This is a genomic window from Lactobacillus gasseri ATCC 33323 = JCM 1131 (genome assembly GCF_000014425.1).
In the GTDB taxonomy this organism is placed as follows: domain Bacteria; phylum Bacillota; class Bacilli; order Lactobacillales; family Lactobacillaceae; genus Lactobacillus; species Lactobacillus gasseri.
In genome coordinates, this window is sequence record NC_008530.1 from 68,666 (window position 1) to 82,918 (window position 14,253).

The window sequence follows — 14,253 nt, forward strand, 5'->3', positions numbered from 1 at the left end:
GCTCTAGCATGGACTTTTTAAGCATATAAATCGCTTTCATGACATATATTCTATATAATTAATAGCAAATATAGTTTTATTATTTTAAGGAGAAAAGCCATGAAGAGAAAAATAAGTAAACTACTTGCAGCGACGGCTTTAATGGGGGCACTAGGAATTTCAGTAGTGGCTTGCGGCAATAATGATTCAACCAGTAAAACTAAACAGTCAAGTGTAAAGAAGACTGCTAAAGATAAGGCAAGTAATACAAAAAATGCAACAAGAAAAAGTCAGATTAAACTTAGTCAAACTGAAGCAATAAATAAGTTTGATAAAAAGTATTCTGATAAAAAATTAAAAGAAATAGATCTAAAATTAGATGGTAATAAATATCTTTATGAAATTACAGGATTTGATAAGGATAAAGAATATGAGATGACCATCAATGCCACAAGTGGAAAAGAAGTCAAATCTAGTTCCGAAAAATTAGACTTAGATGAACGTTTGCAAAAGGGACTTGATTTAGATAAAGTGATATCTCGTGATCAAGCAAGTGAAATAGCAGAAAAAGAAGTTAAAAATAGTACTGCTAAAGAATGGACTCTAAAAATGGATCAAGATAAAGCCATTTGGGATGTAACTGTTGAATCAGGTTCAAGCAAACATGAAGTAGAAATTGATGCTATTTCTAAGAAAGTTATTAAATCAGAAAAAGATGATTAAACAAAAAAATTCAGAGTTTTTAAGCTCTGAATTTTTTTATTAGTATTTTTATAGAAATTAATTTAATAGGTGATTAGCTTGTCAGCGTTCATCGTTTCATCGTCTAACTTATAAGTCTTTAATTCAAAATCATTTTCAAAGTTGCAGTAATAAGTCTTAGTAGCAGCAGAGTAGCAAGCGGTGTAGACAGTGTATTCATCGCTACCCAGTTTGTTAACTACGCTACCCTTAATCATCGCAACAGACTTTAAGATGTTAAAGAACTTAGCCACGTTAGCTTTTTCACCCTTAACAGTTGGGTAATTAACATTTAAGTAAGCTGCTTTAACAAAGCGATCTGCTGGAATGCTATCACCTGGTAAACCTAAGCTGCCAGTGCCAACGCCCCATGGAGCAACTTTTTGACCGTTCCAGCTTTGAGCTGTAGCATCATGTGGATCTAAACCAGTATAGTTGCCAAGGTTAGTAAGATGCCAGTTAAAGTCTGGACTGTTAGTTAAAACGCCAAGCTTATCATCAAAGACTTTCATTCCGTATTGCTTTGAAACTTCAACAATGATAGCTTCATCCTTGTCACTAATAATCCAGTGAAGAGGAGCAACTGCAAATGATGAATTAATAGCTTCATTAACTAAGTTAACGTTCTTTAAAGCTTCTTTCACATCGCTAACTTTAGTGAAGTTTTGAGTAACCCAGAGCATAATTTCGTAAGAAGCTAAATTGATTTTTCCATCAATTGGTCCATCGCTAAATTTGGCAAAATGTGGGAAGTTTAGACCAGCAATTCCTAAACCATCTTCATTGAAACAGTCAAAGTAAGAAGGATAGCCATCAACTACAATTCCCATACCGATAACGGCTTTTTTAGTAGTCGTATTATCTAAAAACTTATATGGAAGAGGATAGTTGCGTGGTGTGATAATTACACCTTCACCATAATCTTGTCCAACATCTAAGTTACGTCCAAAGTAGAGATTTCCTTGATCATCTGTAAATCTTAAACCAGTACACATTTTAAAATCCTCCTTAACTATTTAGCAGTAGTTTTAGCTTCTTGCTGAATGATGTATTTCTTTTGACTTCTCTTAATTTGAATAACGGCAAATACTAAGATGATGAAACCAATTGCTACAAAGGCAATCATGAAGTACCAAGCAACTGTAAAGCTGGCTTTTCCTTTAATAATTCCGAATAATGGAGCACCAATAGCATATCCAATTGCATAAGCTAAACCCACATATCCTAGCATTACACCTTGATCTCTTGAACCAAAGAGATCCTTGGCCATAAATGCAGGACCAGACATGTAGCTAAATACAGCTAAACCACAGAAAATAGCATAAGCAACACCTGCGATTTTACTTACGTGAGCACCATAAGGTTGAAAACTGATCAAAACCATCATTAAGATGGATAAAACATACATGCAGCCGGCATAAGTCATTGATTTGGCAGTACCAAATTTATCAAATAAGAAGCCACCGGAAACATTTCCAATTAAACAACCAACACCGTACATTGATCCAATGAGGCCAACATCTGTTAGTGAAAGCTTAGTATCAAGAAAGGCCGCATAATCTTCATTTAAGGAAGCTAGGCCTAAGCCAATAATTAGAAAACCAAGACTGAAAATCCAGAACCATTTCATTTGTAGAACTTGTTTACTAGTCCAGCCCTTAAATTCTTTCGCCTTGGCCAATTCTGCTTCTTTTTTGCTTTCAGCTAATTCAGCATCAGAAACGACGATTTCATCTTTCTTAGGAGTTCTAATAAAGCAAGCAATAACTATACCAATTACTAATAGAGCAACTGCGAAGATGAAAAATGGTGCCATTGAGGTCAAGTGACCTGTCTTAGTGTTACCAGTCATAAAGTGCTTTAAAATAGCTTGCGTTGCAGGTTGTAAGAAAATATTACCAATCGAACCACCGCAGAAAGCAATTCCTAAAGCAGCTCCACGTCCTTTTGCAGGGAACCAGTGGTTAATAACCCAAGGAACACCTTGGCCGGAATAAAAAGTTGAACCGATCATACAAATGATAGCAGCAATATAGAATCCTGGCAGTTTTGTGCTAATTCCAAAGATTACATAGGCAATAACAGAAAGCCCAATACCGATTAAATACATAAGTCTGAAATTAACTTTCTCTAATGCTTTACCAATAAATGGCGAAGCAACTGAAGCAAAAACTGCCCCAAACGTAAAGATTAATGTATACGATGCTAAGGTAAAGTGAAAAGTATTAACTAACGGGTGGATAAACAAAGGTTGAATATTTTGAGCAATCCCATAAGGAATGGCTTGGGTTAACATACAAAGGAAAACCATAAAATATTTATAGCCTTTGCTAACGACTTTATCTTTAGTAGCGACATCAGTAGACATGTAATTACCTTCTTTCTAAACTAATTACTTATCTAAAATAATATTTGGTTTGCTGACGACAATATTTTTTTGCATTTGCTTAATTTTAATAGCTGCAAAAATTAATAATATAAAACCAATTGCTACAAAGAAAATAGTGCAGCACCAAGCAGTTGTGAAACTGGTAGCGCCTTTTATGACGCCAAATAGTGGGGCGCCAATTGCAAAACCAACAGCATAGGCCAGGCTAATGTAACCTAAGTTAACACCTTGAGCTTTTGCACCAAATAAACTTTTCGACATAAATGCAGGACCAGACATATAGCTAAAGACAGATAGACCACTTGTAAAGGCCCAACCCATACCAGCGTAGAAATTAATGCGATCGCCGTAAGGATGAAGGCTAATAAAGATCATCATTAGGATAGCTATAATTAACATTATTCCTGCATATGCCATTGATTTTGCTGTACCGAACTTATCAAATAAATAACCCCCAGAAATGTTTCCGATGATGCCAGCAAGTCCAAAGACTGAGCCAATTATTCCGACCTCAGTTAAGGATAATTTAGTATCAAGAAAGGCCGCATAGTCTTCATTTAATGAGGCTAGGCCTAAACCGATAATTAAAAATCAGATACTAAAAATCCAGAACCATTTCATGTGTAGAACTTGTTTGCCACTCCAGCCTTGAAATTCATGGGCTTGCTTTTGAGCAGCTTCGTGTCGGTTTTGTTCAACTTCTTGAGCAGAAGCTAAAATTTCATCTTTCTTTGGTACCCTAATAAAAGCTGCAATAATCAATCCAACTACTAATAGAGCAACAGCAAAAATAAAGAAAGGTGTCATCGAAGTTAAGTGACCAGTCTTGGTATTACCAGTCATGAAATGCTTTAAAATTTCCTGGGTAATAGGTTGCAAGAAAATATCACCAATCGATCCACCACAAAATGCTAGACCTAAAGCAACACCGCGTCCTTTAAATGGAAACCAGTGATTGATAATCCAAGGGACACCCTGACCAGAATAAAAGGTTGAACCAACCATACAAATAATTCCAGCCAAATAAAAGCTAGGTAGCTTTGTACTAATTCCAAAAATTACATATGCTCCAGCTGAAAGACAAATACCTATCAGATATAAAATCTTAAAGTTTACTTTTTGCAAAGCCTTACCAACTAATGGTGAAACTAAAGACCCTACAACAGCCCCAAAGGTAAAAATTAATGTATAAGAAGCTAATGTAAAATGAAAAGTATTAACCAGAGGGTGAACAAATAAAGGCTGAATTAATTGGGCGATTCCATATGGAACAGCTTGAGTTAACATGCAGAGAAATACCATAAAGTATTTGTAGCCTCGACTGACCACCTTTTGTCTATCGTTTGACATCGTATCTCTCTTCTTTCTGACAAAATACTATTAGCTTGATAAGTTATATATTATTAAACACGTGAGCTTTGACTATAGCCACCTTTATTGTGGCTCACTAAATCGAGTAAATCAAAAATAACGACCTATAATGTTATTTAATAGGCATAATAAAAAGCCTATCTTTTTGAGATAGACTTTAGAAAATTATTTTTTTACATATCCTGCGATATCATCATCGTCAAAATCATAGGTTAACTTCTTACCATATGCTTTTTCATATGCTTTTTTCTTTTGTAGATAATCAATATCACGCATTCTTTTGGCATTTTGATCAACTGTTAGACGGTCAACTGGATAAATTGTTGGTAAAACGTGAAGAATGTAGCGAGTTTTGTGGAATTCGTTGCTATTTTTCTCCATTTCAGGGAGGTCCTGAATTTCTACAAAACAGGAAATAATTGGAACGTTGGCCTTAGCTGCGTAGTAGTAGGCGCCCTTTTGAAGAGGGCGAGGTTTTCGATAGTTATACCACATTTCTTGCTCCGGATAGATCAAGACCCAGCCCTTTTTATCAAAGACTTTTTGCAAATGCTTAGGAAATTCACGCCCCAAATATTGGTAGCTTTGAACAATTGGAATTGCATTAATGTTGTTCATTAGAAAACCAAAGAAACCGGGTAATTTTAAATTAGAATCTTCAATCACAACATAAAGTTTTTTGTGACATTTGTTGGCTAATTTCTTGATTGGAAGACTATCGGTTTGCTTGAAGTGATTACTGGTAATAATTGCGCCATATTTAGGTCCTTGAGCCCGCTTCTTATTTTTGATTTGCGTGTGAGCCATCAAAATTAAAGTGTCAATATTAATAATACCTTGAGCAATAATATTCTTTAGTTTATGACTAAACTTCTTTTGTTGTTTCCAATAATCGTTAACGAGTTTGATTCTTTCGCTTTTAGTCAGGATAGGATCGCCTAATTCGACTTTGGCATGCATTTTTCCCTTTTTAACGGCTGTTTTGATGTTTTCGATAACTTGCGCGCGATTTTCACCAATAATCATAATTTCACCCTTTCGCCTTTTCTTTTAATTTGAGCCCAGTTATTTGGATCAAGTGCCGTGCTCGCCTCTTTTTCAAGCATATGATCTAATTTTGCCCGATCTTCAGCTCGCTCTTGATTAGTATAGTTGTCTAACTCTGATTTTAATTCCTCATAAAAAGGTGTGCTAGAGGCATATTTCCAGAAATAATCATTATATTGGACGTCTTTAAAGTGCCAAGGTTTGAAAAATAAATTATAGTGAATTAGCCCTGGTTCAGGAATGGGGGCGGTATTTTCATTAGGCATTGCGTCCCAACGTGGATCAAGATGTAAAATTCTTCCGTCACCAATCTCATTTAGGTAGTCTTGATCAGGAGCAATACAATCAAAGTGATATTGCTCAAGTAAATGCATAAAGTGATCGATAAAGTGTTCATCCCTAAAAGCTTTAGAATTTAAGACTAACATCCCAGAATTAATATATTTCTTTGGATCGAGAGCTAGAACTTCTTTAATATATTTCACCATTTTATCTACATATTGAATCGATGAATCTGTACAAGCGGCGAATAGATTATTACCTAAGTCGTTATTATACAGTTTAGCAATGTCATCAACGACGACTGTGTCACTATCAATGTAGATTGCTTTATCATATTGTGGAAATAAGTCAGGGATAAAGAGACGATAAAAAATAGACATTGTGAAAAAGTCTGCCCGGAGATAGTTTTCTTTACGATTTTGGATCGGTTTTACCAGTTTTTCATCAATATGGAAAAATTTAACGTGCACATGGTCATTAGCAAAAGCTGCAAGTTGCTTTTGGTGTTTTTCAGACAGGTCTTGATTTAGAAAAGTAGCTGTGTAATCTTTTTGCGGATTAGCATTTTTAACCAAGGAGTTTAGCGAAACTGCCGCATACTTGGCAAAATCATCACTAATACTATAAAAAACAGGGATAGTCATTTTTAAGCCTCTTTATATTTTTACAGATGTCGTTTTCTTAACTTTCGCCCAAGTTACATCTTCATCTTTGATTTCATCAACTTTTTTAATCATCCAATCAAGGTCGGCACGTGCTTTTTTACGGTCTTCATCGGTGAAGTTAGCTAATTGTTCTTTTAGTTCTCCATAATATGGAGACTTTTTAGCAACATCCCAGAAGTATTTGCCATATTGAACATCTGCGAAATGCCAAGGCTTAAAAAAGAGATTATAATGGACAATTTTAGGATTTTTAATTTCATCCATGTGTTCATTGGGCATTGCATCCCACTCAAGGGGCAAATGATAAATTTTGTCTTCACAAATTTCGTTCATATAAGCTTGATCAGGATCGATATTATCGAAATGATACTTTTCAATTAATGAATAGAATTTATCAACAAATTTCTTATCTCTAAAGGCTTTCATATTGAAGAGAATAACGCCGTTATTGATATATTTTTCTGGTGGAAAAATACCTTGGCATTCCTTGATATAAACTTGAAGTGGCTTAATAAATCTGATTGACATGTCTGGTACACTAGCAAACATGTTGTCGCCGATTTCGGTGTTGTAGAGTTCAGCAATGTCAGTACAAATAATAGTATCAGCGTCTAAATAAACAGCCTTATCATACTGAGGAAAAAGGTTAGGGATAAATAAACGGTAGAAAATAGACATCGTGAAAAATTGTGCTCGTAAGTAATTCTCTTCACTGTTGTGAATCGGAGCTACCATTTCATCATCAATATGAAAAATATTAACATGGACATTTTTAATAGAAAGATCTTCTAAATCTTTTTTGTGCTTATCGCTAATGTTTTGAACTAAAAGAGTAATGGTATAGTCTTTGTTTTGATCCACATGGTCAATTAGTGACTGAATTGAAACGGCCGCGTAGGGTGTGTAGTTGTCGCTAATTGTGTAAAAAACAGGTATAGTCATCAAAAAATAAACTCCTTATATATTAAATGTTTCTAGGCCCGCTTTAATTGTGACCTAAGCTCTACGTACTGCTTAAGTAAATCATCATATTCATGTAATTTCAAGACGCTGTGCACTCGCTCTATATCCCATGGTTTAACAGTTAAAGTATGGAAGTATGGCTTAAAACGAAAGCTAGTCGTGAAATGTTGAATTTTGGTATCTGGTCGTAAACGATATTGTTCATTGTAGCAACGTGGAGCAATTTTCTTCTCAGTAGCAAGTTTATTTAGAGCAGACTGATCTGGAAGAAGCATTTTTTTATCACTCATTTTTTCTCTTACTTTGGCAAATAATTGTGTTTTTTTAATTTCAGCCATGTTAAGAAGCAAGACGCCGGAGTTTAGGTAATCAAAAGTCTTGTGGGTATGGATATTGTGAAAGAAGAACCGCCCCCAGAAGTCTAAAACACCGACTAGTTCAATATTAGCTAGATCTTGATTATAAAAGTCGCTAATATCTTTACGCACAATAATATCATCGTCTAAATATAAGATACGATCAGGAATCTGTGGCAGTTGGTCCGCAAAGAGACGCAGCATTGCATATGGCGTAAAACGAGTTTCCATATTTGCGCGTGGAGGTTCTTTTTTAAATAATTCAGTACAATCGATTAATTCAGCAGTATTGTTAGGATCTTTTTCTTTAAGCAATTTTTTAATTAGATTAAAAGCTTGTTGGTTAAAAGCTGTGTATCCCTCTGCGTGCATCGTCAAAATGTAAAAGTGCAGGGGAGTTGATGTGTTTTTTAGTAAAGACAGCGTTGTAATTAAAATACCATCTTCGGCATGAGAATCGCCGCAAAACATAATATTCATTTTTGTCCTCCAATTTTTCGCTGCTGGTAGCGATAATATTCACAGTTACTCAATTTTGAACGGTTCTTCAATTGAGTAAATATTTGATCATGTAGCTTTTTTTGTTGCAGTTTTTTAGGTAGAGAAGTATCTGGAAAAAAGGGGCCATCAATATAAACAGTAATTCTAGGTCGCTTGCTAAATTTTCTTTTCTGGTAGGTCGTTGTCATAACAAAGCTTGGCTTAGTTGTTTGAACTGGAAAGTTAAAACTAGTTGCTGGAAATGGACGAATATCAGTATAGTAGGGCCAAACATGAGCTTCTGGATAGATAATGATATGGGCGTTTTCCTTAATTAGAGTATTAACTGCTTTAAGCAGATGAATTGCTTGCTTAATATTTTTGCCAACTGGTAATCCTCCATAAGGCAAGAGAATTTTTCCAATTATTGGAATTCCCCAGTTTGCTTGATTAGCAATTGCATAATAATCTTTCCAGCCAAAGAGGGTTAAAGGCATAAAGACGTCGTTAACCATTTGAGTGTGATTTGCATAGACAAAATAGCCCTGATGCTTATATTTAAATAACTTATCTCTCCCTATTACTTTGACATGCATTCCGCCATAAGTAAAAAGATAAGCAAAGCCAGTAGCTAAAAAACGCATTAAATAGTTAAGAGGTGTGCGTTTAATTATTTGATAATCGCTAGGTAAGGTAAAATCTTGTTGCTTACTTTTGACAATGTCGTCAGTTAAAGAATTATAGTAAATAACATTATGTTGAGATGGTTTAGTATTCATGATATTAATTATAAAAGAAGTTTAAAAACAAAAAAAGACATCGCTTCAGCGATGTCTTATAAAATATGGGTGGTCAGGGGATCGAACCCTGGACCCACGGATTAAGAGTCCGTTGCTCTGCCAGCTGAGCTAACCACCCAATTGGATAACCAACAGATACTATTATGCCAAAAAAAAATAAAAATGCAAGAACTTTTTTGCCTTTTTTAAATGCAAGAAGTTAAAAACAAAAAAGACATCGCTTCAGCGATGCCTTTTAAAGTATGGGTGGTCAGGGGATCGAACCCTGGACCCACGGATTAAGAGTCCGTTGCTCTGCCAGCTGAGCTAACCACCCAATTGGATAACCAACAAATAGTATTATGCCAGGAAAAGAACTAAAGTGCAAGCTTTTTTTGCATAAGTTTAAAAAAAGTGTGGAAAACAGTATAATATAGTTATTAATATTGAGGAGGCATCATTTATGCCAAAAAAGATTTTAGTCGTTGACGATGAAAAACCAATTTCTGACATTATTAAATTTAACTTGACTAAGGAAGGCTTTGATGTCGACACTGCTTATGACGGCGAAGAAGCGGTTAAAAAAGTTGATGAATATGATCCAGACTTGATGATTCTAGATCTAATGTTGCCTAAAAAAGATGGCCTAGAAGTTGCACGGGAAGTACGTCAAACTCACGATATGCCAATTATTATGGTAACTGCGAAAGATACTGAAATTGATAAGGTATTAGGACTTGAGATGGGTGCAGATGACTATGTTACTAAGCCTTTCTCTAATCGAGAACTAGTTGCTAGAGTAAAGGCAAACCTACGTAGACGTGATTTAACCCAAAAAGCTACTGAAGATGATGAAGATAAAAATATTACTATTAGCAATTTGGTAATTATGCCTGAAGCCTATATGGTAGAAAAAAATGGCGAAAAAATTGAATTAACACATCGTGAATTTGAATTACTTCATTATCTAGCTCAGCATATGGGTCAAGTGATGACTAGGGAACACTTGCTGCAAACCGTTTGGGGCTATGATTACTTCGGGGATGTTAGAACTGTTGACGTAACTGTTAGACGTTTACGTGAAAAAATCGAAGATAATCCGAGTTCGCCAACAATTTTAGTTACACGGCGTGGAGTAGGATATTACGTTAAAAACCCATCAGATGAATAAGGATCAAAGTCACTAGTAATAGTGGCTTTTTTTGCAATTAGGACAAATGAAGAAAATAAAAAGTGTATTAAATTCTATCAATTTTAAAATCGCAGTAATTTTTATGCTGCTTTTATTAGCAACGATTGAAGTGGTTGGTGCGTCTTTCACAAGGCAACTCGAACAAAACTCAATTCAAAATTTTGAATCATCAATTCAAGTTCCAAATATTATTACTAACCAAATTTCTAGCCAATTAAGTAGGGCTAATTCTAAAAAGGCTAATCAGCAGTTAAGCCAGATTATCTCAAACTATAATTTGGGCGATATTAGCCAATTAATGGTAGTTGATAATAAGGGAGTAATTAGAGCTGTTTCAAATGTGAATGATCAAAACCGTATTGGACAGCGAACTAGTAATGTAGATATCAAGAGTGTACTCTCAAATGGAAAGCAAGTTTCAAAAGTTATTAATGACAATGGAAATTATATGGTGCAAATTTCACCTTTGACTTCTGCTAATGGAACTAATACTCCAGTAGGAGCAATTTATGTTCGCGCTAGCTTACAAGGTGTCTTTAATAACTTGAGACAGGTATCGATTTACTTCCTGATTGCTTCGCTGATTGCAGCTGTTTTGGGAGCAATTGTAGCCTTGGTTATTTCCCGGGCAATAACTAGACCTATTGAAGAGATGCGTAAACAAGCATTAAGAGTTGCAAATGGAGACTATTCTGGACACGTTCGAGTTTATGCGCAGGATGAGTTAGGTCAACTAGCCGAGGCTTTCAATACTTTATCAGTAAGAATTGAAAGAACTCAAGAAATTTCAGACAGTGAGCGAAGACGACTAGATAATGTCTTAACACACATGACAGATGGTGTTATTGCAACAGACAGACATGGAAATATCACAATTATTAATGAAACAGCACTCGATTTTCTAGGAAAAACTGAAAAAGACGTTATTGGAAAGCCAATAACTAATTTACTTGGACTAAAAGATGTTACTATTCAGGACTTGTTAAGTACTCAGCAAGAATTAGTTGTTCGAGTTAATGACAATACGCGCGATGAAATGATTTTGCATGCTAACTTTTCTTTGATCCAGCGTGTAACGGGGTTTGTTTCCGGCTTAGTTTGCGTGCTTCATGACATTACCCAACAACAAAAAAATGAACGTGAACAACAACAATTCGTTTCAAATGTTTCACATGAGCTTAGGACGCCGTTAACAAGTTTAAGAGCATATGTTGAGGCATTGAATGATGGGGCATGGAAAGATCCAAATATTGCACCACAATTTCTGCATGTTATTCAAGATGAAACTGAGCGAATGATTCGAATGATCAATGATTTGCTTAGCTTATCTAGAATGGATCGAGGAGTAGCGAGGATGGATTTAGAATGGGTTAACTTGAATGACTTTGTTAACCACGTTTTAAATCGTTTTGATATGATGCTCAAGTCTGATTCTGATAAGATGCACAAAAAGAAATATACGATTAAGCGTGAATTTCCTCATCAAGCCTTATGGGTTGAAATTGATACTGACAAGATGATGCAAGTAATTGACAATATCATGAACAATGCTATCAAGTATTCACCTGACGGTGGCGTCATCACAGTTCGCTTATTGCAGGCTCAAAAACACGTTATCTTAAGTATTTCTGATCAAGGATTAGGAATTCCAAGAAAAGATTTAAACAAAATCTTTGATAGATTTTATCGTGTTGATAAGGCGCGTTCTCGTAAACAAGGTGGAACTGGTCTAGGACTGGCTATTTCTAAAGAAATAGTAGAAGCACACCATGGTCGAATTTGGGCAGATAGTGCTGAAGGAGCCGGCTCAACTTTCTACATTTCTTTGCCATATGAAGCAATTAGCGAGGAAGGAGAAAACTGGGATGAGGTTTAAAGATAAGTTTTCTAGAATTGCATTACGAGTTAGCTTAATTGCAATGGTTGCACTATCAATTATCTTGTCAGCTATTATTTGGGGTTCTGATGCACGATTCTCAAGGATTGAAGAGACATCTAATCAAACTCAAATTAAAGATTTAGGCCAACGTTCTTTAAGAGATATTTATTTACCTACTCAAACTTTTTATTTTAAAGATAAGCAAATGTATCAGGTTTACGATACTAAAAATAATCTTCCGCTAGAGTTTTCAAAATTAACTCAATCAGTTAAGCCACTATTGCCAATCAGAGTTTGGTCTAGTCAAAGTAAATATGAAAAGTTATTAAAAAATCCTGACTATGTTCAGTTAACATATCCGGATCAAATAACGATTTCCTTATTCTTAACTAATGTAAGAAAAACTGATAGTCGGGAATTTAATCGCTTTTTTGTGCCAGCTCGATCCAGTAAGTATATTTATTTAGGCAATGACGAAAACTATACTATTTATCGAGTTCGTCTAAATGATGTATCGTTTGACAATTTGGTGGAACATATTCAAAGCGCTAAAACACAGATGCCAGTTACGCTTCAAAAAGTTCATGATGATTATTTACCTTTCTATGACAAGAATTTAAGTTTACCAACATACAGCTATTTAACTAATGAAGAGTCAGATTCATACTTTGTGTATCGCTTGCTAGGCTCTAATAATCCTACCCAGCATAGTTCTGGCGAAAGCATTACATATTCTAATGGAGTATACGAGCGGTTGATTGCGGCAAAACATACTCATAATTATGAATATGTTGATTATCAACAGGATCAGGTTCCGAAGACTATTAGTCGAAAATTAAATGATAGTTTATATTTTGTTCGTAAAATTGGATTATCTGAGCCAGATTTAAGGTTCTTTGATGCTGATAATAATACAGTTATTTATCAAAATTATGTTGAAGAATATCCGATCTTTTTACCAGGGAAATATAAGATGCGGGCGCAAGTTAAGTTTGCTTCTAATGGAATGACAATTAACTTTAATAGCTTAGACTTGCAGATTCCAATTCCAACTAATGGTGAAAAGAAGACGCTTATTCCGACTAATGAAGCGATGGATGAATTATATCAAAAGGGATATCACCAAAAAGATATTGAGCGCATTGTTATTGGCTATACAGCTAAGTCTGATAATAGTAAAAATAAAAAATTAGTAGATCTAGAACCAGCCTATTATGTAAAGATTAATAAGCAGTGGAAGACCCTAGATGAATGGCTAAATATTAATAATCAAATTACAAATTCTAGAAAGGAGGGGCTAGTAGATGGACTTTAAGAGAATTGAATGGATTTTTTTAGTCGTATTTATTGGAATTAATATCTTTTTGGGTATTGAGCTTTGGCAAACACCGACGCTTTTATCTGCTGGCTCTACTCCAATTCAAACTGATATTAAAAGCGAAACGAGTGCAGATCAGATAACTATCCCTAAAGTTGATGATAAGCAAGATGATGGGTATTATTTAGCTACCAAAGTGGACAATTCTTGGACAAAAAAAGCAGCAGCACAGGTAAATCAACAAGTAGAAACTAATACAACTGAAAATAGTATTTCAGTTAATTTGAACAAACCAATTACTCTGTCGAAAGATTCCAAAAAAGCCCTGAAAGAAATTATTCACTTTAAAAATAATAGTCAAAACGTGTATGAGGGTAAAGATTATGTCTATCTTTCAGAATTATCCGAGGGAGATGATTATGTCTTTAATCAGAAAACAAAGTATGGAGAAGTTTTTGCAGCAACTGCTCGATTGCACATTATTGTTAAAAATAATCAAATTGTATCGTATTCGCAACGCTACGTTAGCAATTTGAATCCAGTACGTGAAAGACAAAATACAATTAGTTCAAAGGCTGCTGTAAATTCTTTATACACTTATAGTGAATTGCCAAATAATTCTAAGATTATCTGGTTAAAGCAAGTTTATACTAAATTGATCACTGTTCGAGGGAGCGAAATTTATATTCCTACATGGGTAGCTGCGATTGAAAACAATAATTCTCATACGATGACCCTTAAGCGCGTAAACGCATTTACAGGGACAATTATCCAAAATAATATTGCTGCTGATGATTCAAAGGAGTAGAGAA

At 35.0% G+C, this 14,253-nt stretch carries 12 protein-coding genes, 2 tRNA genes and 1 pseudogene; 5 read left to right on the forward strand and 10 right to left on the reverse strand.

The window, feature by feature from the left end; genetic code table 11:
• Positions 1-99 precede the first annotated feature (99 nt).
• The gene (locus LGAS_RS00255) at positions 100-702 is read left to right on the forward strand and encodes a PepSY domain-containing protein (protein WP_003648099.1); all 603 of its coding nucleotides are present in this window, start codon (positions 100-102) and stop codon (positions 700-702) included.
• 62 nt (positions 703-764) lie between these two features.
• Here the strand turns inward: LGAS_RS00255 and bsh are convergent, their stop codons facing one another.
• From bsh to LGAS_RS00305, 10 genes and pseudogenes are all read right to left on the reverse strand, one after another.
• Positions 765-1,715 carry a choloylglycine hydrolase gene (gene bsh, locus LGAS_RS00260; protein ID WP_003648098.1) on the reverse strand — a complete coding sequence of 317 codons (951 nt, stop codon included), beginning with the start codon at positions 1,713-1,715 and terminating at the stop codon, positions 765-767.
• A gap of 17 nt (positions 1,716-1,732) precedes the next feature.
• Positions 1,733-3,088 (reverse strand): conjugated bile salt MFS transporter, encoded by a 1,356-nt coding sequence (locus LGAS_RS00265; RefSeq protein ID WP_003655494.1) that lies wholly within the window; start codon positions 3,086-3,088, stop codon positions 1,733-1,735.
• A gap of 24 nt (positions 3,089-3,112) precedes the next feature.
• Positions 3,113-4,459: pseudogene (locus LGAS_RS00270) on the reverse strand (conjugated bile salt MFS transporter).
• 186 nt (positions 4,460-4,645) lie between these two features.
• Positions 4,646-5,506, reverse strand: a complete 861-nt coding sequence (locus LGAS_RS00275) for a lysophospholipid acyltransferase family protein (RefSeq protein WP_003648097.1) — start codon at positions 5,504-5,506, stop codon at positions 4,646-4,648.
• On the reverse strand, positions 5,503-6,453 hold the full coding sequence (locus tag LGAS_RS00280) for a glycosyltransferase family 8 protein (protein WP_003655497.1): 951 nt from the start codon (positions 6,451-6,453) through the stop codon (positions 5,503-5,505). The genes LGAS_RS00275 and LGAS_RS00280 overlap by 4 nt, the downstream gene beginning before the upstream one ends.
• 12 nt (positions 6,454-6,465) lie before the next feature.
• Entirely contained in the window at positions 6,466-7,416 is a 951-nt protein-coding gene (locus tag LGAS_RS00285) for a glycosyltransferase family 8 protein (RefSeq protein ID WP_003655500.1), read from the reverse strand.
• 32 nt (positions 7,417-7,448) lie between these two features.
• Positions 7,449-8,273, reverse strand: coding sequence for a glycosyltransferase family 8 protein (locus tag LGAS_RS00290; protein ID WP_003650928.1), 825 nt, complete (start codon positions 8,271-8,273; stop codon positions 7,449-7,451).
• Complete coding sequence (locus LGAS_RS00295) at positions 8,270-9,052, reverse strand: lysophospholipid acyltransferase family protein (protein ID WP_003655512.1); 783 nt, start codon at positions 9,050-9,052, stop codon at positions 8,270-8,272. Before LGAS_RS00295 ends, LGAS_RS00290 begins: the two co-directional genes overlap by 4 nt.
• Positions 9,053-9,118: 66 nt before the next feature.
• A tRNA-Lys gene (locus tag LGAS_RS00300) sits at positions 9,119-9,191 on the reverse strand.
• A gap of 125 nt (positions 9,192-9,316) precedes the next feature.
• Positions 9,317-9,389: transfer RNA gene (locus LGAS_RS00305), tRNA-Lys, on the reverse strand.
• 126 nt (positions 9,390-9,515) lie between these two features.
• Between LGAS_RS00305 and yycF the strand changes: the two genes are divergently transcribed.
• The 4 genes from yycF to LGAS_RS00325 are packed head-to-tail and all read left to right on the forward strand — an operon-like array spanning position 9,516 to position 14,249.
• Positions 9,516-10,223: a response regulator YycF gene (gene yycF / locus LGAS_RS00310; RefSeq protein WP_003649681.1), complete on the forward strand. Its 708-nt coding sequence runs from the start codon at positions 9,516-9,518 to the stop codon at positions 10,221-10,223.
• Between the two features lie 46 nt (positions 10,224-10,269).
• Positions 10,270-12,120, forward strand: coding sequence for a cell wall metabolism sensor histidine kinase WalK (walK, locus tag LGAS_RS00315; RefSeq protein ID WP_003649680.1), 1,851 nt, complete (start codon positions 10,270-10,272; stop codon positions 12,118-12,120).
• Entirely contained in the window at positions 12,110-13,438 is a 1,329-nt protein-coding gene (gene yycH, locus LGAS_RS00320; RefSeq protein WP_025012187.1) for a two-component system activity regulator YycH, read from the forward strand. Before walK ends, yycH begins: the two co-directional genes overlap by 11 nt.
• Complete coding sequence (locus LGAS_RS00325) at positions 13,428-14,249, forward strand: two-component system regulatory protein YycI (RefSeq protein ID WP_011678725.1); 822 nt, start codon at positions 13,428-13,430, stop codon at positions 14,247-14,249. The genes yycH and LGAS_RS00325 overlap by 11 nt, the downstream gene beginning before the upstream one ends.
• Positions 14,250-14,253 lie beyond the last annotated feature (4 nt).